This window comes from Streptomyces sp. NPDC006458 (genome assembly GCF_040612135.1).
Classification (GTDB): Bacteria; Actinomycetota; Actinomycetes; order Streptomycetales; family Streptomycetaceae; genus Streptomyces.
Genome location: NZ_JBEXPR010000037.1, coordinates 1 through 23,584 on the forward strand (window position 1 = coordinate 1; position 23,584 = coordinate 23,584).

At 72.4% G+C, this 23,584-nt stretch carries 17 protein-coding genes and 4 pseudogenes; 14 read left to right on the forward strand and 7 right to left on the reverse strand.

Annotation, left to right across the window (positions count from 1 at the left end; genetic code table 11):
- Nucleotides 1-309: 309 nt before the first annotated feature.
- Nucleotides 310-975, forward strand: coding sequence for a beta-glucanase (locus ABZZ79_RS34560; RefSeq protein ID WP_356695702.1), 666 nt, complete (start codon nt 310-312; stop codon nt 973-975).
- 155 nt (nt 976-1,130) lie between these two features.
- A pseudogene (locus tag ABZZ79_RS34565) lies at nt 1,131-1,292 on the forward strand (IS5/IS1182 family transposase); the annotation flags it as partial.
- A gap of 67 nt (nt 1,293-1,359) precedes the next feature.
- On the opposite strand, the gene ABZZ79_RS34570 reads toward ABZZ79_RS34565, so the two are convergent.
- The gene (locus tag ABZZ79_RS34570; RefSeq protein ID WP_356695704.1) at nt 1,360-3,630 is read right to left on the reverse strand and encodes an MMPL family transporter; all 2,271 of its coding nucleotides are present in this window, start codon (nt 3,628-3,630) and stop codon (nt 1,360-1,362) included.
- Between the two features lie 175 nt (nt 3,631-3,805).
- On the opposite strand from ABZZ79_RS34570, the gene ABZZ79_RS34575 reads away from it, so the two are divergent.
- The gene (locus ABZZ79_RS34575) at nt 3,806-4,978 is read left to right on the forward strand and encodes a histidine kinase (protein WP_356695706.1); all 1,173 of its coding nucleotides are present in this window, start codon (nt 3,806-3,808) and stop codon (nt 4,976-4,978) included.
- Nucleotides 4,953-5,615, forward strand: coding sequence for a response regulator transcription factor (locus ABZZ79_RS34580; protein WP_356695708.1), 663 nt, complete (start codon nt 4,953-4,955; stop codon nt 5,613-5,615). Before ABZZ79_RS34575 ends, ABZZ79_RS34580 begins: the two co-directional genes overlap by 26 nt.
- 117 nt (nt 5,616-5,732) lie before the next feature.
- Here ABZZ79_RS34580 and ABZZ79_RS34585 read toward each other — a convergent pair whose 3' ends face one another.
- On the reverse strand, nt 5,733-6,932 hold the full coding sequence (locus ABZZ79_RS34585; RefSeq protein WP_356695710.1) for a serine hydrolase domain-containing protein: 1,200 nt from the start codon (nt 6,930-6,932) through the stop codon (nt 5,733-5,735).
- A gap of 350 nt (nt 6,933-7,282) precedes the next feature.
- Here ABZZ79_RS34585 and ABZZ79_RS34590 point away from each other — a divergent pair, with 350 nt between their 5' ends.
- The gene (locus ABZZ79_RS34590; protein ID WP_356695712.1) at nt 7,283-9,574 is read left to right on the forward strand and encodes a hypothetical protein; all 2,292 of its coding nucleotides are present in this window, start codon (nt 7,283-7,285) and stop codon (nt 9,572-9,574) included.
- Here the strand turns inward: ABZZ79_RS34590 and ABZZ79_RS34595 are convergent.
- Nucleotides 9,564-10,346 carry a hypothetical protein gene (locus ABZZ79_RS34595; protein ID WP_356695714.1) on the reverse strand — a complete coding sequence of 261 codons (783 nt, stop codon included), beginning with the start codon at nt 10,344-10,346 and terminating at the stop codon, nt 9,564-9,566. The genes ABZZ79_RS34590 and ABZZ79_RS34595 overlap by 11 nt on opposite strands.
- Here ABZZ79_RS34595 and ABZZ79_RS34600 point away from each other — a divergent pair.
- Complete coding sequence (locus tag ABZZ79_RS34600; RefSeq protein ID WP_356695716.1) at nt 10,345-10,830, forward strand: SRPBCC family protein; 486 nt, start codon at nt 10,345-10,347, stop codon at nt 10,828-10,830. The two genes, ABZZ79_RS34595 and ABZZ79_RS34600, sit on opposite strands and share 2 nt — an antisense overlap.
- A 20-nt stretch (nt 10,831-10,850) precedes the next feature.
- On the opposite strand, the gene ABZZ79_RS34605 is transcribed toward ABZZ79_RS34600, so the two are convergent.
- Nucleotides 10,851-12,905, reverse strand: coding sequence for a SpoIIE family protein phosphatase (locus ABZZ79_RS34605; RefSeq protein ID WP_356695718.1), 2,055 nt, complete (start codon nt 12,903-12,905; stop codon nt 10,851-10,853).
- 585 nt (nt 12,906-13,490) lie between these two features.
- On the opposite strand from ABZZ79_RS34605, the gene ABZZ79_RS34610 reads away from it, so the two are divergent.
- From ABZZ79_RS34610 to ABZZ79_RS34620, 3 genes and pseudogenes are all read left to right on the forward strand, one after another.
- Nucleotides 13,491-14,081, forward strand: a complete 591-nt coding sequence (locus ABZZ79_RS34610) for a 2'-5' RNA ligase family protein (RefSeq protein WP_356695806.1) — start codon at nt 13,491-13,493, stop codon at nt 14,079-14,081.
- Between the two features lie 148 nt (nt 14,082-14,229).
- A pseudogene (locus ABZZ79_RS34615) lies at nt 14,230-15,066 on the forward strand (aminotransferase class V-fold PLP-dependent enzyme); the annotation flags it as partial.
- Nucleotides 15,067-15,224: 158 nt separating this feature from the next.
- Nucleotides 15,225-16,273: pseudogene (locus tag ABZZ79_RS34620) on the forward strand (LacI family DNA-binding transcriptional regulator).
- Here the strand turns inward: ABZZ79_RS34620 and ABZZ79_RS34625 are convergent.
- A pseudogene (locus ABZZ79_RS34625) lies at nt 16,213-16,779 on the reverse strand (sugar phosphate nucleotidyltransferase); the annotation flags it as partial. The pseudogenes ABZZ79_RS34620 and ABZZ79_RS34625 sit on opposite strands and share 61 nt — an antisense overlap.
- Nucleotides 16,780-17,203: 424 nt before the next feature.
- On the opposite strand from ABZZ79_RS34625, the gene ABZZ79_RS34630 reads away from it, so the two are divergent.
- Genes ABZZ79_RS34630 through ABZZ79_RS34640 form a run of 3 tightly spaced genes read left to right on the forward strand, consistent with a single transcriptional unit; the run spans nt 17,204 to nt 19,064 of the window.
- Nucleotides 17,204-17,707: a sugar phosphate nucleotidyltransferase gene (locus ABZZ79_RS34630; RefSeq protein ID WP_356695720.1), complete on the forward strand. Its 504-nt coding sequence runs from the start codon at nt 17,204-17,206 to the stop codon at nt 17,705-17,707.
- Nucleotides 17,683-18,849 carry a PfkB family carbohydrate kinase gene (locus ABZZ79_RS34635; RefSeq protein ID WP_356695722.1) on the forward strand — a complete coding sequence of 389 codons (1,167 nt, stop codon included), beginning with the start codon at nt 17,683-17,685 and terminating at the stop codon, nt 18,847-18,849. The genes ABZZ79_RS34630 and ABZZ79_RS34635 overlap by 25 nt, the downstream gene beginning before the upstream one ends.
- A gap of 14 nt (nt 18,850-18,863) precedes the next feature.
- Entirely contained in the window at nt 18,864-19,064 is a 201-nt protein-coding gene (locus ABZZ79_RS34640; protein ID WP_356695724.1) for a hypothetical protein, read from the forward strand.
- A 445-nt stretch (nt 19,065-19,509) separates the two neighbouring features.
- Here ABZZ79_RS34640 and ABZZ79_RS34645 read toward each other — a convergent pair whose 3' ends face one another.
- Entirely contained in the window at nt 19,510-20,616 is a 1,107-nt protein-coding gene (locus ABZZ79_RS34645) for a GDSL-type esterase/lipase family protein (RefSeq protein ID WP_356695808.1), read from the reverse strand.
- Nucleotides 20,617-20,967: 351 nt separating this feature from the next.
- Here ABZZ79_RS34645 and ABZZ79_RS34650 point away from each other — a divergent pair, with 351 nt between their 5' ends.
- Together ABZZ79_RS34650 and ABZZ79_RS34655 are read left to right on the forward strand one after the other, a co-directional pair.
- The gene (locus tag ABZZ79_RS34650; RefSeq protein ID WP_356695726.1) at nt 20,968-21,195 is read left to right on the forward strand and encodes a hypothetical protein; all 228 of its coding nucleotides are present in this window, start codon (nt 20,968-20,970) and stop codon (nt 21,193-21,195) included.
- A 43-nt stretch (nt 21,196-21,238) separates the two neighbouring features.
- The gene (locus tag ABZZ79_RS34655) at nt 21,239-21,982 is read left to right on the forward strand and encodes a class I SAM-dependent methyltransferase (protein WP_356695728.1); all 744 of its coding nucleotides are present in this window, start codon (nt 21,239-21,241) and stop codon (nt 21,980-21,982) included.
- A 6-nt stretch (nt 21,983-21,988) separates the two neighbouring features.
- Here the strand turns inward: ABZZ79_RS34655 and ABZZ79_RS34660 are convergent, their stop codons facing one another.
- Complete coding sequence (locus ABZZ79_RS34660; protein ID WP_356695730.1) at nt 21,989-23,287, reverse strand: cytochrome P450; 1,299 nt, start codon at nt 23,285-23,287, stop codon at nt 21,989-21,991.
- Nucleotides 23,288-23,584 lie beyond the last annotated feature (297 nt).

A 23,584-nucleotide genomic window follows, 5' to 3' on the forward strand; every position in this document is an offset into this window, starting at 1 on the left:
GCGAAACCGATGCCGGCGATGATCACGGCACCGAAGACGACCACGCCGATGAGAACGCGGTGCATCCGTGTCAGCTGTATGGGCGCGGCCACCCGAACTCCCCTCCTGCGATCGGCAGGGTTCACCCTGTCATGCGGGGATGCCGGGCACATCGGCCGGGGGGTGATCCTGCCCTCAGGCTCAGGGAGGCCGGGCTGTCACTCGTTCGCGTGAAAGAAAAGTCGCCACGCCGAGAGGCCGCATGACCTGCCCGGCTTCGGGGATCACCTGGTCAGCGATGTGGAGCAGGTGTCACAAGGGAGCCCGGTCGTGAGCGATGTCGTCTTCGCCGCAGATTTCTCCTCCGAACGCCAGTGGGTCGCGGGGCATTCATGGGCCTATCCCGACGGAGGCCCCACCAACCCGGGCGACAACAAGCTCGACTACCTCACCGCGGATCCCGGGTACTGCCGCACCGGCACCTTCCGTGCCACCCGCCGGCCGGACGGGCTGTGGGACGCCGGTCTGCTCACCACCGAGGAGAGTCCCGAGGCCTTCATGGTGCGGACCGGCGACCGGCTGGACACCCGAGTGCGCCTGCCGGTCGGGCTGGGTGCCTGGCCGGCGATCTGGACCTGGCGCGACGGCGGCAACGAGGTCGATGTCTTCGAGTACCACCCGGACAACCCGGATCTGCTGGAGCTCACCAACCATGTGCGCAGAAGCGGGAGTTATGTCCGCGACAGCGCCGTCCGCCCCGGAGCCGTGATCAACCTGAGTGTGACGTTCGGCCGGCGCAGTGTGGTGTGGCTGCTCAACGGCAAGCAGGTCTTCGCCGACGGGCGCGGTGTCGGGTCGGGCTGGCACGCCTCTCTCATCGTCAACCTCTCGGTCTGCGCGGGCCGTTACCACCCGAAGCCGGACGATTCCGTGCGGGAGCTGTCGTACGCGGTGGAGAGCCTGGTCGTGCGTCGCCCCCTGGTGCCGGGGCTGTGAGGTTCTCCAGTTGGTCCCACCGCCCGGGGTCGGCGACCAGGGCGGCCACCCGCGGGTCCCCGCTGACGCCGCGCGGGGCGAGGTAGCCGCCGAAGCTCCAGCCGATCACGGCCAGCCGTCCGGGGTCGACGCCGGGCAGCGTGACCGCGTGGTCGATCACCAAGGAGCGGAACACCGTCGAACGCCTGATCAACAAGCTCAAAGCATGGCGAGGCATCGCCACCCGATACGACAAGACTCCCGACAGCTACCTCGCCGGTCTCCACCTGCGCGCCTCGATGATCTGGATCGAGGACCTCACCAGGACCACCCGATGATCACGACTCGATATGCCCCTTGGTGACGCGCTGAGGTGCTGGACGCCAAGGGCGGGCAGGAGTTGAGTCAACGGTCAACCAGCCGTGGACGCGGGGCTTCACCCGTGGATTCCGCGTCGGTGTCGTCGGTGCCGACCGGGCCGCGGGGAAGCATCCAGTCCAGCCACTTCGGCAGCCACCAGTTGGTCCGGCCGAGGAGTGTCATGGTCGCCGGTACCAGCACCATGCGTACGATCGTGGCGTCGATGAAGATCGCGGTGGCCAGGCCGAGCCCGAACATTTTGGTGGAGGGGTCATCGGCGACGGCGAAGGACAGGAAGACCGCCACCATGATGAGGGCGGCCGAGGTGATGATCCGGGCGGTGCGCGAGACGCCCTCAACGATCGCCGTGCCGTTGTCGCCGGTGCGCAGGTACTCCTCGCGTACGCGGGAGAGGAGGAACACCTCGTAGTCCATCGACAGGCCGAACAGGATGGCGAAGAGGAACATCGGGATGAACGACACGATCGGAACCGTTGCTTCCAGCCCGATGAGTGCGCCTCCCCAGCCCCACTGGAAGACCGCGACCATGATGCCGTAGGCCGCGCCGATGCTCAGCAGGTTCAGCAGTACCGCCTTGAGCGGTACGAGTATCGAGCGGAAGACCAGCATCAGCAGCAGGAACGACATCGCCAGCACGGCGGCGACGAACACCGGCAGGCGTTGGCTGGTGCGTTGGCCCACATCGGACAGGCTCGCGGCGGCGCCGCCGACGTGGGCCCTGGCCGGGCCGTGCCCGATCGCCGTGGGCAGCACGTCGGTGCGCAGCCGGGCGATGGTGTCGGCCGTGGCCTTGTCCTGAGGGCTGGTGGTCGGGAACACCACGAGGGTCGCGATGCCGGTGGCCCGATCGATGTGCGTCGGCGCGACGGATGCGATGCCCGGATCCGCCGCGACCGCCCCGACGAGTCGGTCCAGCACTCCCGGATCACCGGCGGGGTCCGCGGCGATGACGAGGGGACCGTTGGTGCCCGGGCCGAACCCCTCGGCGACGAGGTCGTAGGCCCGGCGCTCGGTACGGCTGTGGGGCAGTGAGCCGTCGTCGGGCAGGCCGACGCGCAGGCCGAGCACGGGCAGCGTCGCGGTCAGCAGCAGCCCCGCCGCGCCGACCGCGTACGGCACCGGGTGCTGGCTGACGTGCCCGATCCAGCGACGCCACCCGGCGGCGTGGGCGGCGCCTGCCGCCGGGTCCGGCCGCCGTGCGAGTCGGCCCAGCTTCCTGGTCTGCAGAGCCCGGCCGATCCGGCCGGCCCGGCCCAGGCGCGGGCCCGCCGCGCCGAGGAAGGCCGGCAGCAGTGTCACCGACGCGAGCACCATCGTCAGGACGACGATCGAGACGGCAACCCCGCCCACCGTCATGAACGGCACGTTCGCGACCGCCAGGCCGAGGATCGACACGACGACGGTGCCGCCGGCGAAGACCACCGGCCGCCCCGCCGTTGCCACCGCTCGTCCGGCCGCCGCCTGCGGATCGAGCCCGCACGCGAGGTACTCCCGGTGCCTGGCGAGCACGAACAGCGCGTAGTCGATGCCCACTCCGAGCCCGACCATGCTGCCCAGGACCGGTGCGAAGGTGGGGACCTCTGTCACCCCCGCCAGTACCGTCATCGTGGCGACCCCGACGGTCAGCCCGAAGACCGCCATGCCGATCGGCAGCGCGGCGGCGACGAGCGAACCGAACGCCAGGAACAGGATCGCGGCCGCGGCGAGGAGGCCGATCAGCTCGCTCACGCCGCCGTCGGGGTCGGAGAAGGCGTAGAAGAGGTTCCCGCCCATCTCGATGCGCAGCGGCAGCTCGGCGCGCAGCCGGTCGCCGAGATCGACGAGGGCGTCGAGGTCTTCGGCCGACAGCCGGCTCTGGTCGGGGTACTGCACCCGGACGACCGCGATCCGCCCGTCGGCAGAAACCAGGCCGCCGCGCACGGCGGTGCCCCCGCCCGTGTCGAGCGCCCCCGCCGGGTCGCTCGTGCCGAGCACGTGCGGCAGCCGCTTCACCTCGGCCCGCAGCCGCGTGAGAGCGGTGCGCGCGCCGTCGTCGTCGAAGAACGTCGCACCGTCGTCGAGGGGGGTGACGACCATTTGGGCGGTCATCCCCTCCTGGCCGGTGCCTGCCCGCTCGATCAGTTCCGCGGCCCGTCGGGAGTCCAGTCCCGGAGCGGTCATCGAGTCCGCGGTACGCCCGCCGAAGCCGACGGCGGCGAGGACGGCGAGCGTGGCGGCGATCAGCCATGCCCCGATCACCCGCCAGGGATGGCGGGCGGCGCTTGCGCCCAGGCGCAACAGGGCTTTCGAGAGCATCGGGTCCTCCAACCACCTCGTCGGCCGTCCTTGTACGGCCGACGATGCAAAGGCTCGTCGCCACGGCGCTCCGCGGCATCGGCCCGCAGGCCGCGGATCCGTCGGCCCCGGGGCGGAGTGACGACCCGTCCTTTCGGCCGATGCGCGGCACGCCGCGGTCCCTAAGCTGAGAACCGTGCTCCGAGACGACCTGCGAACCCTGTGGACCGAACCCCGGCCGCCCGACGCGCCCGCCCGGGTGCGGCGGGACTGGGCGCTGCTCGCCGCGGGCCTTGCCGGTGTGGCGCTGGAGGCCACCCTGCGCGAGGACGTCGTGTGGCGGCCGGTGGCGGTGGTGTTCGCCGTATGGCTGTGCCTGCTGACCCTGTGGCGCCGGACCCGCCCGCTGGCGATGGTGACCCTGGCGTTCGGCTCGGTGGGCCTGCTTCCGGTGGCCTCGCTCGTCGCCGCGCCGCGCGAGCCCGTCGGCCTGTACGCCGGCGCGGTCGTGCTCGTGCTGGTGTACGCGCTGCCCCGGTGGGGATCGGGACGCGAGATCGTGCTGGGCGGCGCGGTGATCCTCGCGGTCGGCGCGCTGTGTTCCGTCACGGACGAGACCCCCGTCGTCGAGAACGTCGTGGGCTTCGCCTTCCTGCTGCTGCCCGGCGTGGCCGGGGCTGCCGTGCGGTTCCGGGTGACCGCTCGCGAGCGGCAGTTGGACCAGGTGCGCTCCCGCGAGCGCGAGCAGCTCGCCCGGGAACTGCACGACACGGTGGCCCACCACGTGTCGGCCATGGTGATCATCGCCCAGGCGGGCCGGGTGCTCGCGGGCACCGACCCGTCCGCCGCCGTCGAGGCGCTGGAGGGGGTCGAGGAGGAAGGGGCGCGCACGCTGGAGGAAATGCGCGCCATGGTCGCCACGCTGCGCGACCGCGGGGTCGGCGCCGAGCTGGCGCCCCCTGCCGGAGTCGCGGATCTGGAGCGCCTGGTGCGCACCCCGGGTGGTCGCCTCAGGGTCGACCTGGGGCTCGACGGCGAACTGGACGCGCTGCCCCCGGCCGTGGACGCGGCCGTCTACCGGATCGTGCAGGAGTCGGTGACCAACGCGCTGCGCCATGCGGTCGACGCGACCGAGCTCGTCGTTCGGGTCGCCGCGGAACGGCACACGGTACGGGTGAGCGTGCGCGACAACGGCCGGCGCACCGGCCGGGGTCGCGACGGATACGGACTTACCGGACTGCGCGAGCGCGCGACCCTGCTCGGCGGCACACTACGAGCCGGCCCGGGTACTGACCGGGGCTGGCATGTCGAAGCTGAACTGCCGAGAGCGAGGAGCGAGAGCGGTGTCCATTCGCGTCCTCGTCGCTGACGACCAGACGATCATCCGCACCGGGTTGCGGATCATGCTGAACGCCCAGCCCGGCATCGAGGTGGTCGGCGAGGCCGCCGATGGGCGGGAAGCGGTACGTCTGGCCCGCGAACTACGCCCCGACGTCTGCCTGTTCGACATCCGCATGCCCGTACTCGACGGGCTCGAGGCCACCCGGCTGGTCGCCGGCCCGGGCGTCGCCGACCCGCTGGCCGTGGTCGTCATCACCACGTTCGACCTCGACGAGTACGTCTACGGCTCACTGCGTGCCGGCGCCCGCGGATTCCTCCTCAAGGACACGGGACCGGACCTTCTGGCGCAGGCCGTGCGGTCGGCGTCCGACGGTGAGGCGCTCATCGCGCCCAGCGTCACCGTCCGTCTGCTCCAGGCATTCGCGGACCTGCCCGCCGGCCGGCCCGTGGCCCAGCCGGTGTCCCCCATCACCGCCCGCGAGGAGCAGGTGCTCCTCGCCGTCGCTCGCGGGCTGACCAACACCGAGATCGCCGATGCACTGCACATCAGCCTCAGCACGGTGAAGACGCATCTGGCCAGCCTGATGGCCAAACTCGGCGCCCGCAACCGGGTCGAGATCGCGATGTGGGCCTACGAAACACGCCGTATCCTCCCCGGAACCTGAGCCGAGTGCCGGGCCATGTCCCTTGAGTCCCCGCCCGGACATCAGCGCACCGGTCGGCTCACGTCGGCTCCACGTGCGTCACCAGGTCCACCCGATGATCACGACTCGATACGCGCCCTAGCGCGGCGGTACCGGGCTGTCGTACACGTTGTCCGGCGTCACGATCTCGGTGATCGCGCGGGCGACCAGCGAGGACGGTTCCTGGCCCTGGTAGGTGATGTCCGTGTTGAGCATGAGGACCAGGGTGGCCTTCTGCGAGGGCAGGTACACGGTCACGGTCTCAAACCCGGGGATGGAGCCGTTGTGGCCGATCCAGCCGCCGCTGTCGAAGATGCCGAGGCCGTAGCTGGTGCTGGGGTGGCCCGTCGGGAGCATCCTGAGCCGTTCGGCCTGGGTCTGCGGGCTCAGCAGCGTGCCGGTGGCGACGACCTTCGCCCAGCGGCGCAGGTCGTGCAGATCCGAGATCATGGCCCCGGCCGCCCAGGCCCAACTCGGGTTCCAGTCGGTGGAGTCGGTGACCTCACCGGTCAGCGTCTGGTCGGTGTAGCCGCGCGGGTGGGGCTCGGGGATGCGGGAGTCGACCGGGAAGACCGTGTGGCGCAGCCGCGCCGGGCGCAGGACCCGCTGGTCGATGAAGTCCGCCAGGCTCCGGCCGCTGACCTTCTCGACCACGAGACCGAGCAGGACGAGGTTGGTGTTGGAGTACTGGAACTGGGCGCCCGGGTCGAAGGTGTTGTCGTGCTTGAAGCCGTACGCGAGCACCTCGTGGGGGGTGAACGTGCGCTGCGGGTCGCTCAGCAGGTCGTGCTGGAAGTCGGGGTCGTCGGTGTAGGGGAACAGGCCGCTGCGCATCTCGGCGAGCTGGCGCAGGGTGATGTGCTCGCCGTCCGGTACGTGGTCGACGTAGTCGGAGATCGGGTCGTCGAGTCCGATCCGGCCCTCGTCGACGAGCTTGAGCAGGGCGGTGACCGTGAAGGTCTTGGTCTCGCTGCCGATCCGTACGAACACGTCGGTGGTCATCGGCTCGCGGGTGACGGTGTCGGCGACGCCGGTCGCGCGGACGTAGCCACCCCTGCCCGGCATCCACAGTCCGGCGACGATGCCGGGGATGCCGGCCTGGCGGCGGACGTCCTCGATCGCCTTGTCCAGCCGCGCGGTGACCTCCGGGCCCAGGCCGCCCGGCGGGCAGTCGTCGCCGTGGTGCCGGTCGACGCCGGGGGTGTGGACGGCGGCCGCGGGAGTCACCGCCACCGGGGTGAGCACGGACGCCACGAGCAGGGCCGCGGCGAGCAGACGGCGGGAGGGGGTACGTCGCATGTCTGGCGCCTCTTCCGGATCAGGGTGCTTCGGACGGCAACATCACCACCCGTGTCGCCGGTGGCGGCTCTTGCCCGGGGGGCGTTCGGACGAGTCCACTCGTTCGGAGCCAAGCGTGAGTGCCATGCCGAGGCAGGCGGGTTCCCCGCCGACGCTCCGGGTGCCCGGGGTGGTCCGGTGGGGCCGATGCGGCTGGTGCGGCCGCCGGTCCGGCCTGATGACAGCGGGGCGCTGTGACACCCCTGTTGCACGGGCGCGACACCTCTCGCACACAACTCCCGCGCAAATCAGTACTGTTAACCGTGTTCACAGCACGCATCGAGTGTTTACGGTTAACAAGAGGGGGTCAGGTGTCCCATCACCTGCGCACGACCAGCCGTACCCGACGTACCCGACGTGTCCGCCGTACCGGAACCGCCACGGCGGTCGCCGCGGCCATCGCCACCGTGCTCGCCGCCGGACTCACGACCGTGCTGCCGGCCACGGCGTACGCGGCACAGGCGGCCGAGGTCCTCGTCCCCGCGCCCGACGCCTACGGCGACGGCACCGAGACGGTCCTGGCGACCGGCAGCCAGGGCGTACTGCACCGCGAGGGCGGCGGCTACCTCTGGACCACCACGTACAACCGCACCACCAGGCCCGTCCCGGCGCTGGACGGCGTACCGCAGGACGCCATCGTGCCGGCCCACGACGAGGTCAACCGCGTGATCTACACCAGGCCGCGCGAGGACGGCGGCACCGACGTCGTGCGGGTCGGCGTCGAGGATCCCGGCTTCACCAGCACCATCGCCGTGCCCGCCGGATACCTCAACCCGCGTGTGGCCAACGGCTGGGTGCTGGCGACCGTCGACCAGGGCGACGGCACGTACCAGCTCCGGGTGGCGCGCGGCGGGTCCCCGTCCGTGGACCCGGTCGTCCAACTGCCCGCCGGAGCCACCGTCGGCGCCGAACCCGAGTTGCTCGGCGCCTGGTACAACCAGCTCGTCATCGGCTACCGCACCGCCGCCGGCACCCCCGGCTACGGCATCCTCACCGCCTACAACGGCGGGGTCGTCCCGCTGCCGGTGACCGGGGACGCGAGCAGCTTCCGCATCACACAGACCACGGTCAGCTGGTTCGAGCGCGGCGCCGAACCCGGTGTCCGGGTAAGGCCGTTGGGCAGCACTGCCGCTCCCCGGGTGGTGCCGCTGGCCACCCGGTCGCCCGACAGCGAGGTCACGTCCTTCGTGGTCGGCGACAACGTCCTGTGGTACGAGGGCGACGGAGGGCCCTTGCACCTCACACCCTTCGCCGGGGCCGACACCGAGCGGACGCTGCTCGACGACGTCGAGCAGGCCTTCCTGCGCGCCGAGGGCACGGGATCGCTGGTCGTGCTCGGCAAGGACGCCGACGGCTCGCGCGCCGTCAACCTGTTCAGCGTGGACGGCCTGGGCCTGGTCTCCGGCCTGCCGTTGCGTCAGGTGCCGCGCGTCAAGACCGCCGACGGCGCGATCACGGCGCTGGGGCTCGACCGGGGCAGGCTCCGGTACGTCAACTCCCTCGCCGGTACGCGCACCCTGCACGGCAAGGACATCGGCGGCGGCCTCGACCCGGCCGACGGCGCGGCCCTCGCGGACTTCCCCGGCCTTGAGGCGGGCCGTTTCGCCGACGGCACCGACGAGGGGCTGGCCCGGCTGGTCGCCGACCCGGACACGGGCACCGACGTCCTGGTGACCGGGGACGATCCGGAGCACCCGGCGGACAGCTTCGCGCTGCCGGGCACGAACGGCCGGATCCTCGACGCGGCACCGGAGTTCGTGCTGTACGAGGCGGGCGGCCGGCAGTACGTCGTGGACACGGCCCGCGACCTCGTCGTCCGCGAGCAGCCGGCGCAGGCCGCCGTGCTGGACCAGAAGTGGCTGTTCAAGCCGGCCCTCAAGGTGCCCGGCACGGTCAAGGTGATCAACGTGCGCTCCGGTGCGCTCAAGCAGACCGTCGACCTCGGCTCCGCCTGCGTGCCCGACGAACTCCAGTACAGCGGAACCCTGTTGTACTTCAGCTGCGCCGAGGGCGCGGCGGGTGTGCGCGACCTGGCGACCGGGCACTCCTTCTCCGCTCCGGCGTCCGGTGTCCTCCTGGGCGACCGGTTCCTCGCGCACCGCGAGGCCTCCGGCGAACTGGGCCTGACCGCACTGCGGACGGACGGCGGCACCGCCGACCTGGGCACCGTCACGGGTCTGAAGCCGACGGACGGCGACGGGCGCGGCACGACCTGGACCCTCGACGCGGGCGCCGGCAAGCTCGCCTGGGTCGACGGCGACGACACGGTCCACGTCACGGCGCCGCAGCACGAGGTCTCCGCGCTCCGGGTCGCCCGTACCGCCGCGCCCCAGGCGCCGGCCGGTGACTGGGCCGCCGCCTGGTGGCTCTCCAAGCCCGCCGCGTCCTGGCAGGTGACGCTCACGCGCCGCGACACCGGTGAGCTCGTCCGCACCTGGACGGGCGAGGGCACCCGCAGTGCCGTCCGCGTCACCTGGGACCGCACGTCCGAGTCGGCCGAGCCGGTGGCGCCCGGGGCGTTCACCTGGCGGCTGACAGCCGCTCCGGCCGACGGCACGGGCGCGGACGTGACGGCCTCGGGCGTCGTGAAGATCACCGGCTGAGCGGCGCGGCCGACGGTGTCCGGCCTCTTCCCCGAGACCGACGCGGGGAAGGGGCCGGGCCCGGCCGCGAAAGTCCGGGGCCGACCGGGCTGCTCCCCCGCGGCGATCGTTCAGGACGACGTGCCCTCGGGCCGGCCTCTCGCCGGGCGACGCCGGGTCGTTCGGCGCGGGGCGGGGTCCGGCACCTCGGCGGCCGGGCTTCCCAGCAGGGTGAGCGCCTGTTCCGAGGGGCCGTCGGCGGTCTGGTGGGCGACGAGTGCCGGCCGGGGGCGCTGTTCACGGTCAGCGACTCGTGGTCCAGGGTCAGTTCCTCCACCAGGGGATGCCGGAAGGGCTTGGTCTCGTGGGTCTTGCGGCGGATGTCGTGGCGGGCCCACAGCCGACGGAACCGCGGGCTGCGCAGCGACAGTTCACCGACCGTGCGGAGCCGTCGGGGGTCGTGGTGGGGTCGGTCCCCGCCGCCGAGCGCAGCCCGGCCACGGTGCTCGCCGCCACCCGCTCCCAGTCCGGATGGCACAAGCGCGCGTCCGGGTGCGATCCCGTCTCTTGACCCAGGACGATGCCGAACGGCGCCGCCGTACTGCCCGCCGGACATCCGGGCCGGACATCCGGGTCGGCCATCGGGCCGGACATCGGGCCGGACATCGGGCCGGACATCGGGCCGGACATCGGGCCGGACATCCGGGGGGACGGACGGTGGGCGCGCCCGATACCGTACCGGCGAGTAGGGCGTGGGGCGGGGTGTTCCGCGCGGTGTGAGGGGAGCGGGCATGGAACGGCAGTGGAGGCTGGAGGAGAGCACGGTGGTCGACGCGCCGCCCGCGGTCGTCTACGGGCTGGTGTCGGACCTGCGCAACATGGGGCGCTGGAGTCCCGAGTGCCGTTCCGTGTGGGTGCCGCGGCCTCCGGCGCGTACGGGGTCGCGGTTCGTCGGGTTCAACCGGCGTGGCCCGTTCGTCTGGTTCACCGTGGGGCGGGTGGCGGCGGCGCGGCAGGACACCGAGTTCGCCTTCGACGTCGGCGTCTTCGGGCTGCCGATCGCCCGTTGGGGCTACCGGTTCGAGGCCGAGGGCACGGGGACACGGGTCACCGAGTTCTGGCAGGACCTGCGGACCGACGGGTGGCGGGGCAGGGGCGCCGAGTTGCTCGGAACCGTCTTCGCCGGGACGAACCCCGCCCGCCGTGCCGCCCTCAACCGGGCCGGGATGCGGACCACCCTCGCGCGTATCGCGCAGACCGTCGCGGCGGGGGCCTGAGTCCCGCAGGGGTCCCGAGGTCACCCGGGCGCCCCGGGCAGCGTCTGCTCAGCCCAGATGATCTTGCCCGCCGCCGTGTACCGCGTGCCCCAGCGGCGGGACATCTGCGCCACGAGGAACAGTCCCCGCCCGCCCTCGTCCAGGGTGCGGGCGTGGCGCAGCCGGGGCGAGGCGCTGCTCGTGTCGAGGACCTCACAGGTCAGAACGGTGTCGCGGATCAGTCTGAGCCTGATCGGGCCGGTCGCGTGGCGGATGGCGTTGGTGACCAGCTCGCTCACCAGCAGTTCCGTGGTGAAGCTCAGGTCGCTCAGGCCCCAGGTGCCGAGGCACTGCCGGGCCAGGGCGCGGGCGCCGCGTACCGCGGCGGGTTCGAAGGGCAGGTCCCAGGAGGCCACCCGGTCCGCGCCCAGCCCGTGCGTCCGCGCGATGAGCAGGGCCACGTCGTCCTCCCGCCCGTGCAAGGTCTCCAGCACCGCGCCGCACATGGCCTCCAGCGGCCGGTCGGGGGGCGAGAGGGCCGCGCTCAGCCGTGCGAGACCGACGTCGGGGTCCTGTCCGCGGACCTCGAACAGACCGTCGGTGAAGAGCGCGAGCACGCTGCCCTCGGCCAGTTCCATCTCGGCCGACTCGAACGGCAGGCCGCCCAGACCGAGCGGCGGGCCGGGCGGCAGATCGGGGAAGACGACGGCGCTGTGAGGAGCCACGACGGCGGGCGGCGGATGACCGGCCCGTGCCATGACACAGGTGCGGGCGACGGGATCGTAGACGGCGTACAGACAGGTCGCGCCGAGTTCCGACGGGGCATGGCCGTGGTCCTCCGGGGGTTCCTCGGCGATCAGTCCCAGCATCAGATCGTCGAGGTGGGCCAGGATCTCCTCCGGCGGAAGGTCCAGGCCCGCCAAGGTGCGTACGGCGGTCCGCAGCCGGCCCATCGAGGCCGCCGCGTGGATGCCGTGCCCGACGACGTCGCCGATCACCAGGGCGACCCGCGCCCCCGAAAGGGGGATGACGTCGAACCAGTCGCCCCCGACACCGCCGCCCGACGGCAGGTACCGCGTCGCCACCTCCACCGTCGGCTGGACTGCGAGCTGACGCGGCAGCAGGAAGCGTTGCAGGGTCAGCGCGGTGTTGCGCTCCCTTGTGAACTGACGGGCGTTCTCCACGCCGAGCGCGGCCCGTCCGACGATCTCGTCGGCGACGAGCAGGTCGTCCTCGTCGAACGCCTCGCGCGACGCACGCCGAAGCATGGTCGTCATGCCCACCACCGTCGCGCGCGTGCGGACCGGGATCAGCATCACCGAGCAGGGACCGAGGTCCGGTCCGTCCGGGCCGGGCAGCGGTTCGACGGGGACCCACCCGGCGATCGAGCGCGCCGGGACGGACGCTCTGAGCGAGTCCCCGCCGGTCAGGCAGCGCGCGCCCGGCGAGTCCGGCGGGAACTGCACGAGCCGCCCGGCCTCCGCGAGCGCCCCGGCACCGTCGTCGCCCGTGTCCCGTCGCGCGACCCGCCGCAGCGGTTGTACGCCGGACAGTGCTCCGTCCCGGGCGGGTTCGCCCTGCAGCACCGAGTCGAGGAGGTCCACGGTGATCAGGTCGGCCAGGTCCGGCACGCACACCTCGGCGAGTCCGTCCGCGAGGCGGAAGACGTCGAGGGTCCTGGCCGTCCACGCTCCGGCCCTGCTCAGCAGGGTGAGCCGTTCCCGGGCGCGCCAGCGGTCGGTGACGTCGAGGACCATGTAGCAGACCCCGCGCACCACGCCGGACGCGTCCTCCAGCCGGAAGAACGACGTTGAGTAGGCGTGCTCCCGGTCGGGGTCGGCCGGGGTGCGGCCGTGGTACTCCACGTCGACGGCGGACGTCCCGCTCTCCAGCACCTCCTGCATCACCGACTCGATGGCCTGCGCGTCGAGCCGCGGCAGCACGTCCCTCAGGCGCTTGCCCAGCCGCTCGTCGCCGGTCACGCCGCCGAGCCGCGCCAGGGCGTCGTTGATCCACACGTAGCGGAGGTCGGTGTCCATGACGGCCATGCCGATCGGCGAGCGCGCCAGGAACTGGCCGACCAGAGAGTGGCTCACCGCCCACTCTCCGCTCCCGTCCGCGTGGGCGGCGAAGGGATCGGTGGAGTCGACGGACGGGCCTCGTCCTGGGGTGGAGTCGACGGACCGGCGTGACCTGTCCGTGGAGTCGGCAGACGGGCCTTGTCCATCCGCGGAGTCGACGGACCAGCCCGGTCCGTCCGTGGAGTCGGCGGACCGATCCGGTTCCTGTCGTCCGCCCCGCCCCTGGTCGCTCGTCGTCATGCCTGCCTCGCCGTGGCCGCTCGTGGCTGATGAGGCTGTCGTCTCCAGCATGGCACCGGGATGCGGTGATCGTGCCGGGGCGGGGGCCGGGGTCTTCGCGGGACCGGGGGTCCTGCCCGGCAGGGGGTCCTGCCCCGCATGGGGTCCTGCCCGGAACGCGGCTCCCCCCGGCACAGGGCTCCCTCCGGCACGGGGTCCTGCCCTGCACGGGGCTCCCCGGCACGGGGCTCTCCCACCAGGGGGTCCCCCCGGCACAGGGTCCTCCCCGGAACGCGGCGCCCCGCGGAACGCGGCTCCCCCCGGCACGGCCCTCCCCAGGACCAGGGCCGAGCTTCCTGGGACGATGGCCGGGTGAGTGGGATGCCGGCTTTCGGCGGGGACGAGCCCGTCGACGCGGCGGGGGTCGCGCCGACGCCCAGGACGGCGGTGGCCTGGCTGCCGCCGCCGGAGCTGTGGCCGGTGATCCAGGACATCCGGTGGGAGCACGATCCGCAGATCCGGCGGTGGCCGCCGCATGTGAACCTGCTGTTCGGGTTCGTTCCGGAGGAGGCGTTCACCGGAGCCGTACCGCTGCTGTCGGCCGGGGCGGCCGAGTGCGGACCGTTCACGGCGCGGCTGGCCGGTGTGCGGTATTTCCGGCACCGGCACCACGCGACGGTGTGGCTCGACCCCGCCGCGGCGGACCCGGCCCCATGGGCCCGGCTGCACCGGGAACTGGCGGTGCGGTTCCCGCTGTGCGTTCGCCGCGAGGGGCGTTTCACCCCGCACCTGTCCCTCGGCCGGACCCAGCACCCGAAGCAACTGGCCGCCGAGTGCGCCGCCCGGCTCGGCACGCGGTCGGCCCTGGTCGGGGAGCTGGTGGTGCTCTCCCGGCGCGGCGAGGGACCGATGCTGCCGAGAGCGGTGATCACGCTCGGTACGGGTGAGGTGGGCTGGGCGCCGGAGGATTGAGTCGGCGCCCGGCCGCCCGCACGCGACCCGCCCGGCCCTGCCGAGCTCACCCTCTCCACGGCCCCGGCCGGCAGGCCCACCAGTTCGTCGACGACCGGCGGCCGGGCGCCGGGTCTGCTGACCGCGAGGATCTCCCGGTGCAGCGGGGCGACCCCGGGCGGCCGAGCGCGCGGGGGTGACGGTCCGCTGGATCGAGATCGATGCCGCGACCATGGAACTGGACCTCGACTCCTACGAGCGGGCCCTGTCCGCGCGCACCCGGCTGGTCGCGGTCACGGCGGCCTCCAACGTGCTGGGCACCGAGCCGCCCGTCCGCCGGATCGCCGACCGGGCCCACGCGGTCGGGGCGTATGTGTACGTGGACGGGGTGCATTACGCCGCGCACCACCTGGTGGACGTGTCCGCCCTCGGGGCCGACTTCTTCGTCTGCTCGCCGTACAAGTTCCTGGGACCGCACTGCGGGGTGCTCGCGGCGGAGCCCGAACTCCTGGAAACGCTGCGCCCCGACAAGCTGGTGCCGTCGTCGGACGCGGTGCCGGAGCGTTTCGAGTTCGGCACGCTGCCGTACGAGATCCTGGCGGGCGCGACCGCCGCCGTCGACTTCCTCGCCGGGATGGACCCGGGTCCGGGGATCTCGCGCAGGGAACGGCTCGGCCGGTCCTTCGACTCCCTGCACGAGCACGAACTGACGTTGCGCACGAGGGTGGAGGAGGGGCTGCGCGCGCTGGGCGACGCCGTCACCCTGTACTCGAAGGCGCCCGAGCGCACACCTACGCTGCTGATGGGCCTGGAAGGCCGTGACGCGCGGGAGGCGCAGGCGCATCTGGCGGCGCGCGGTGTGGTGGCGCCGGCCGGATCGTTCTACGCCTACGAGCCGTTCACCGCGCTGAAGCTGCCGGACCCCGCCCTGCGGGTGGGTCTGGCCCCCTACACCACCCACGACGACGTCGACCGGCTGCTCGGCGCACTGGCCACGTTCCTCTGAACGGAGCGACGGGACGCCGTACGGGCCGGCGGGCCTCGGTGACGTCTCGCCGCCGTCCGGCAATGGCCGTTCGGAGGACGGGAGTTGACCGTCGCCTGAACGCGGCGGGCTCCGGGCGCTGTGGGCAGCGCGGTGGCCCAACAGGTACAGTCCACCGCATGAGCGCCCGACTTGCCGACATCGCGGCCGCGGCGGGAGTCAGCAAGGCCACGGTGAGCCGGGTCATCAACGGCACCCGCGGTGTCGCCTCGGAACCCGCGCCAACGTCCTCGCGGCGCTCGACGACCTCGGCTACGAACGGCCCTCGCGGCTGCGGCCGCGCGCGAAGAACCTGATCGGCATCATCACGCCCGAACTGGACAACCCGATCTTCCCCGCGATGGCCCAGGTGATCGGCCAGGCTCTGACCCGGCTGGGCTGCACCCCCGTGCTGGCGGCCCAGAGTCCGGGCGGCTCGACGGAGGACGAGCTCACCGAGATGCTGGTGGACCGCGGGGTGTCCGGGATGATCTTCCTGTCCGGGCTGCACGCCGACACCACCGCCGACCCCGCCCGCTACAGCCGACTGCACGTGCGGGACGTGCCGTTCGTGCTCGTCAACGGCTTCTCCCCGGCGATCAGCGCCCCGTTCGTCTCGTGCGACGACCGCTCCGCCATGGAACTGGCCGTGACTCATCTCGCGGCGCTCGGTCACACCCGGATCGGGCTGGCGCTGGGGCCGGCCCGGTTCGTGCCGGTGCAGCGGAAGATGGAAGGCTTCGTGCGCGCGGCGCAGCGGCGGCTCGGCCAGTCGGCCGGGGAGTCGGCGCGGCTGGTCCGGCACACGCTGTTCACCCTGGAGGGCGGCCAGGCCGCCGCGGCGGAACTGCTCGACGAGGGGTGTACGGCGGTGGTGTGCGCCAGCGACATGATGGCCCTCGGGGCCGTCCGCTGTGCGCGTCAGCGAGGTCTGGCGGTCCCCGAGGACGTCTCGGTGATCGGGTTCGACGACTCCCCGCTCATCGCGTTCACCGATCCGCCGTTGACGACGATCCGGCAGCCGGTGCGGGCGATCGGGCAGGTCGCCGTCGAGGCGCTGATGGAGGAGCTGACCGGGACGCCGGCCCCGCAGACCGAGTTCGTCATCATGCCCGAGCTGGTGGTGCGGGGTTCGACGGCGGCCGCTCCCCGCCGCACCGCCTCGTGGACGGCGGGAGTGAAGGCGTAGACGCCGATGAGGGCCAGCTCGCTGCGGGGTGTGTCGGGTTTCTCCTCCAGGCTCACCACCCGCCCGTCGTCGTCGACCTCGGCGACGCCGAAGCGTGACGGATCCGCGACGGGGGTGAGCAGCGGCCGGGCCGCGGCGGGTCCGGTCGCGGAGCCGGTGAGTTCGGTGACTCCCTCGGGCAGGTAGTTGTCGCCGAGGTAGAGCAGGAAGTCGTCGTCGGCGAGGAAGTCCCGGGCGATCAGGACCGCGTGGGCGAGTCCGAGGGGCACCGGCTGCGCGATGTAGGTGATTCGCAGTCCGAAGTCGCTTCCGTCACCGGCCAGTTCACGGATCGCCGGTCCGTGGGCGCCGACGACGATGCCGACGTCGTGGACTCCCGCTCGGCGAGCGACTCCAGGGCGTAGAACAGCACGGGCTTGTTGGCGATCGGCAGCAGTTGCTTGGCGCCGGAGTAGGTGAACGGTCTGAGCCGGCTGCCGGTGCCCCGCCAGCACCAGTGCCTTCACCTGGGCCTCCGCGGTAACGAGGCCTTCTGGGGATGTTGCGCTCTCGCAGGTCTCCCCTCTGTCAAGAGGCGGGTACGGCCGGAAGGCCACATCGACTCAAGCAGAGTCGACCATGGCGATGCAAGAGATTCCTGAACGTTTCAGATTGCTTGCGAACCGTCTCGCCAGGGTGTTTGACTCACCTCTCGCACCGCCAACGACTTTGCCCTGCAAGACGTTTCAGTCGGCAGCGGGCATCCGTCCGTACTCGTGGGGGCTGTAGTGACAGGTATCCGGCAAGCCCGGCAACGGGAGAGAGGGTGGTGGAGGCGGCGCTGCGCGTCGTCCAGGCGACGGCCGAACCGCAACCGGCTCGCCGCCCTGCGCCACGGCTTCCACGGCAAGAGCATGGGCGCCCGGATGCTGGTGCACTGGGCAGGTCCTGGTGCTGCACGCCGACCACGTCTACCGCTTCGACCACCGTCCGCTGATCGCCGCCCACCGCGCCTCGGGGGCCGCGCTGACCGTGCCGTACCAGCGGATCGAGCGGCGCTGGGTGCATCTGTTCGGGATGGTCCGCTTCGACGGGGCGGGCCGGCTCACCGAGTTCGCCGAGAAGCCCGCGGAGCCGACGAGCGACCTGGTGTTCGCCGCGTTCTGCGTGTTCGACGCCGCCGTGCTGCGCCGCTGTCTGGAGAAGCTGGACGGCACGAACTGGCAGCACGACATCAGCCGGGACGTCATCCCGGCGATGCTCGCGGCCGGGGAGCACATCCGCGGCCACGAGGTGGCCGGGCACTGGGAGGACATCGGCACCGTCGAGCGCTACCACCGGGCACGTCTGAGGCCTGCGGCCGAGGGTCCGCGGGCCGGTCTGCCCGTCGAGCGGACGCCCTGGACGGTGCGCCCGGGGGTGGCACGCGCGTGGGTGTCCCATGCCCCGGGCTGACCTCGTCGTTGGTCCCGGCGGACATCGTCAACGACGGCCTGGTGGAGCGCAGCGTGCTCTTCCCCGGCGTACGCGTCGGGGCGGGCGCACGCATCCGGCGCAGCGTCCTCCTGCCCGGCGCGACGATCCCGCCGGGCAGCGACATCGACTCGGCGGTGGTCCTGGAGGGCGGCACGGTCCAGCAGGCCCCGCACACCCCACCCGCAACGGAAGGAACACACATGAGCTCGACCCCCTACGACGTCCTGGTGGTCGGCGGCGCCGGAGTGGACACCGTCGTACGCGTCGACGAGCTGCGCGTCCCGCCGGGCGACTCGCTGCACGTGCCGCCGGTGTACGACTACGTCGCGCACACCGGCAACGGGGTGGCGCTCGGCTTCCACCACCTGGGGCTGGCCACCAAGTTCATCGACTACCTCGGCGACGACCCGCAGGGGCACGCGGTGCTCGCCGCGTACGCCGAGCGGGGGCTGGACTTCAGTCACCTGGTCTCCCCGCACGGCACCCCGCGCGGCATCAACCTGGTCGACGCGCGGGGCCGGAGGTTCTCCTTCTACGACTCCCGGCACCCGGCCGACCTGCTGCTGCCCCGCGAGTTCTGTCTGCCGCACCTGGAGCGGGCGCGCCACGTCCATCTGTCGATCACCGGTGTGAACCGCGACATGTACGAGGACATCCACCGGCTCGGCATCACGAGCTCCACCGATCTGCACGACTGGGACGGGACCAACCCCCACCACCTCACCTACGCGCTGAACTCCGACTACGTCTTCCTCAGCGCGGCCGCCGTCCACGACCGGCTGGAGGAGGTCCTGCACCGCGTCGTCGACGAGGGCCGGGCCCGGTTCGTGGTGGCGACCGACGGCGCGGCGGGGTGTCATCTGCTGGTCCGCGGCGAGGAGAAGGCACGGCACTTCCCGGCGGTGCGCCCGGAGCGCCCGGTCGTGGACAGCAACGGCGCGGGCGACGCGTTCGTCACCGCCTTCCTGCACGCGCTGATGGAGGGGCAGGCGCTCCAGGACTGTGTGGTGGCCGGGTCCGTCTCCGGTGCCTTCGCCTGTGCGAGCGCCGGTACCCACACCGAGTTCATCGATCTGCCCGGACTGCGCGCGGCCGTGGCCCGCGCCGTGCCGGCCGGGTGAGGGGGATCCCTGGGATGCACATCATCGCCTTTTCGTTCGAGTGCGGTGGGTTCGACAACCGGCTGATGCGCGGCGGGCTGTCCCCGCTGGTGTGGAACCTGTGCCGCGAGTACGCGGCCCGGGGCCACCGGGTGCCGCTGGAGAGCGGCGGCAACCGTACCGCCACCGTCCCGTCCAACGGCGAGATCACGGTGAACGACACCTGGCGCGGCTGAGCCGGTCCACCGCGGTCTCGTCCCCCTCGGACGGCCCCGTCCCCCGCCCACGGCGGCGGACGGGGTCACCACGCACCGCCCACGCCGCCCGCGCTCCGCGGGCGGCGCCCCTACGCGAGACCGTTCAGGAGAAGGACCCCGTGACCTTGTCCACGCTCCGGCGCACGGCCGCCAGAAGACTGGCACTCGTGCCGGCCGTCCCGGCACTGACCGTCCTGCCGCCCACCGCCCCGGTAGCTCCACGCCCCCTACCGCGTCACCCAGCACCTCACCGACACGGTCCGGGCCGGGACGCCTACGGCGCCTTCGCCTGGGTCAAGCTGGGCGAGGACGCCGCCGAACTGACTTACAGCGTGCGCATGCACCGCGAACGGGGCCCTGTTCGCGGCCACCGGGGTGGAGGTGCGGGACTGATCCCCGTCACCGGATGACGCCGCGGGAACGGTTACGGCAGCGCCGTGAGGTACATGCCGGCCGTTCCCGCACCCGGGGTGTTGCGGCAGGTGCGGTGGCCGCCCGGGGCCGCCGCGTAGGCGAGGGCGAGACACCGACCCTGGCCGAGCTGGCCGTAGTGGTTGGGGTGCATCGACTCCTGGACGGGGCCCTGGGTCTCGGTGCTGTCGATCCAGCGGGCCCACTCGCTGGTGGTGGCCGACGTCGGCTGCGTCGAGCTGACCAGCTTGCTCGCCGTCGCGCACACCTCGCGCCCCTGGAGCATGTCGCGCAGGTCGAGGAACTCGACGCCCTTGGCCGTGGCGACCTGGCGCAGTCGGGTGGCGAGCTGGGGGACGAGGGAGTCGCGGGCCCAGTCGGAGTCCTTGTTCCAGAAGGGGCAGCCGCCGGTGTTGACGCGGGACCAGCCGCTCTCGCCGTAGCGGTTCTCGCTGCCGCGCGGGATGGGGGACGGGTAGGACTGGAGGATGATCCGGTACGAGCCGGCGCTGTAGCCTGCCGCGCTCATCACCGCGCGGACCTCGTCGACGCTCTTGCCGACGTCGTTCATCACGTTGTTGATCTTCGCGTCCACGACGGGCTGCTGGTCGTCGTAGCAGTACGAGTACCAGACGATGTAGTCCTTGGCGCACTTCTCGATGATGGCCGCGAAGCCGAGGTCGTTGCCGCCCACGGAGAGGGCGATGGCCTTGACGTCGTAGGAGGCGGCGACGGAGGCGAGGCGGTCGGCCTGGGGGATCTCGCCCTTGTAGGACTGGCCGCCCGAGGCGGAGCGGAAGACGTTGGCCGTGGTGGCGCCGGAGCAGGCGAGGTTGACGAGGGCCTGGACGCCGGTGCCGGTGGCGCTGCTGACCTCGGCGGAGTCGGAGCGGTGGCAGCCGTTGGCCGCCGTGGCACCGTACACGAGGGCGGGGTCGTAGGTTCTGCCGGTCCAGGCGCGGTCGGTTCCGTCGCGGCTGCCGCTGTTGTTCAGGCTGTTGCCGCGCCAGCGGCCGGCCTCACCGGAGATGTAGCTGTCGCCGAGCGAGACGATCGCGGTGGGTCCGCTCGACGGGCTCGCCGCGGCGGGCTCGGCCGCGACCAGGCCGGCGCCGAGCACGGTCACGGTGGTCAGGGCGGTGAGCAGGCGTCTGCGGAGGCGCGCGAAGGCGCGACGGGCGGGGGCGGTTCCGGACACGGCGAACTCCATCGTTCGGCCAGGTCAGAAACGCTTTCCGGACAGCTGGGGAGAGCGCTCCTGAGCGTGTTGGCACGCGGGTGAGGGTGGGGGCCGCCGGCCGGTGGCAGGCAGGAATGTGGCATGCCAAGACTTGTTACCGCTAGGTAGCGGACGCTGATTTCCGGTCATGTGACCGTTCTGTTTTCCGCTTCGCGGCGGAGTGGAATTCGGCCGCGGGCCCGTCTGAGGGGTGCGCGCCGGACGCGGCGGCACGCGGAAGGGGCGGAATGTGTGCTGTTCGGTGCCTCGGCTGTCCGGGCCGGGGTGTCGCCCAGGGCGGCGGCCGCCTGGGGGTACATGGTCGCGCTGCCGCTGCCCGCCCTGCTCGCCCCGCTGGCGGACACGGTCCTGACCAGCGGACTGCATGTGGTGAGCGGGGTCACGCTGATGTGGCTCGCCGCCGATCTGTACGCCGCGCCGGCCGTGGCAGAAGGGGCGGTGCCGACGGCCGTCCGCTGAAATTCGCTCGACAACTTCGTTGCTAGGCACGAGGGTTGGGGCAATGCAGCAGGAACAGATCTGGGACACCGCTACCGCCCAGCGCTACGACACGCCCGGCTCCGGCATGTTCGCACCCGAGGTCCTCGACCCGGCCGTGAACCGCCTCGCGGAACTCGCGGGGGACGGACCCGCGCTCGAATTCGCCATCGGCACGGGCCGGGTGGCCCTCCCCCTCGCCCGGCGCGGGATTCCCGTCACGGGCATCGAGCTGTCGTCCCCGATGGTCGAGCAACTGCGGACCAAGGCCGACGCGGACACCATCCCCGTGGTCATGGGCGACATGGCCACCACCCTCGCCCCCGGGCGGTTCACCCTCGTCTATCTCGTCTTCAACACGATCTCCAACCTGCTCACCCAGCAGGAGCAGGTCGAGTGCTTCCGAAACGCCGCCCGTCATCTCACGCCGGGCGGCCGTTTCGTGATCGAGCTCTGGGTGCCCGAGCTGCGCGCGCTGCCACCCGGCCGCACGGCCACCGTATGGCAGCACGAGCCCGGTTATCTCGGCCTGGACACCTACGACGTGCTCAACCAGCATGTCGTGTCGCACCACTTCCACTTCGACGACACCCCGCAGGCCCGGCTGTTCCGCAGCCCCCATCGCTACATCTGGCCCGCCGAACTCGACCTCATGGCCCAACTCGCCGGTTTCGAGCTGGAATCCCGGCACGCGGACTGGGCCGGTGGCGAGTTCACCGCCGAGTCGGGCTCCCATGTCTCCGTGTACCGGATCCCGCCGAGGCCGTAGACGGGCCTACGGCCGGTGTTCCACCGCCACTCGCAAGGGTGCGCGGAACGACAGCAGGCCGAGCATCGGGGGCTCCGCCGACTCGGCCGCCGACCGGATGTGCGGAAGGGCGCGCGCCGCCGACCGCAGGGCCACGGCGGCCTCCGTGCGTGCCAGGGACGCCCCGGGGCAGCGATGACGGCCGACACCGAAGGCCAGGTGGTGGCGGATGTTGGCCCGGTGGGGGCACATCCGCTCCGGGTCCGGGAAGAGGTCCGGATCGGATCCGGTGCCCATGAGCATCAGCAACAGCTGTGCGCCGGACGGGAGTTCCACCCCGCCCAGCCGGGTGGCCCGCGCGGTCACCCGGCGCCAGGTGGTCACCGGCGGCTCGCGCCGCAGGACCTCCTCCACCCAGGCCTCGGCCAGCCCTTCCTCCGCCGCCGCACGCGGCCAGATGCCGGGCTCGGCCAGCGCCCTGCTCAGCACCGTGGCGACGAGCTGTCCGGTGGTGGACTGGCCCGCGATGAAGACGAAGAAGCACGCGCCGACCGCCGTCTCGACGTCCAGGAGACTGCCGTCGGGCAGACGGTGACGCGCCAGTGCCCCGATGAAGGAGTCCTCCGGGGCTGCGCCGCCGCGCACGGTCTCGGTGAGCCAGCGCTGGAACTCCACGACCAGTTCCGCGAGTTCCAGCTGCCGCTCCAGCGTCGGCCTGCCCCAGAACAGCTCCAGCGAGGCATCGCTCCAGCGGATCAGCGTGGCCGGCTCGACCCCCTGGATGCCGAGCAGTTCCATCAGCACCCGGCACGGGAGTACCTGCGCAAACGAGGTGAACAGGTCGCAGCCGCCGGTGCTTTCGAGCCCCGGCCGCACCGCGTCGAGCAGTTCCTCGGCGACGCGCTCGATCACCGGCACGGCGGCCGCGACGCGCTGCGCGTTGAAGAACCTCGTCACCACCCGGCGCAGCCCCGCGTGACTGGGGGTGCCGTTGTTGGCCAGCGCCGGAGGGAGGGCGAAACGGGCCCGGGCGAACACCCTCAGCACGGCGACGGGCAGCGGCGTGGCGGCGTGCTGGGCGTTGTCGGGCAGGAACCGGTCGTTGTCGAGCAGGATCTCGCGTACGTCCTGGTGGCGGCTGACCAGCCACAGCCCGGTGGCGGGGTCGTGATGCACGGGAGACTCGGACCTCAACCGGTCGAGCCAGGGGTAGGGGTCGCGGACGAAGGGGGCGCCGAACAGATCGAGCAGCCCCAGGGGGTCACCGTCGCCCGGGTACGAAGGGTGGGCCGCCGGGCTGTGCCCGGCTCCTTCGGTAACGGTCACGGGCGCATCCACAGCCGGGAGAGTCACGGCCGGAAGCTAACACGCCCACCGTACGATTTCCGAACAATTGTGCGCGGCATCACCTGACGGGTTGCCGCAGGGGAGGTCCGGCGCCCGCCTGACGATCCGGGCGGGCCTTGGCCGAGCGAGGCCGGCGACGTGCCCGGGGCGCTCGGGGCAATGCGGGCGAGCAGTGCCGACGCGGGTGGCGCAGGCGGTGCGGAGCGCCTCGGCGACCAGGGCGGAGGCGGTCTCCACTTCGGGCTCGGCGCCGGCGCGGGCCAGGAGCAGGCGGGG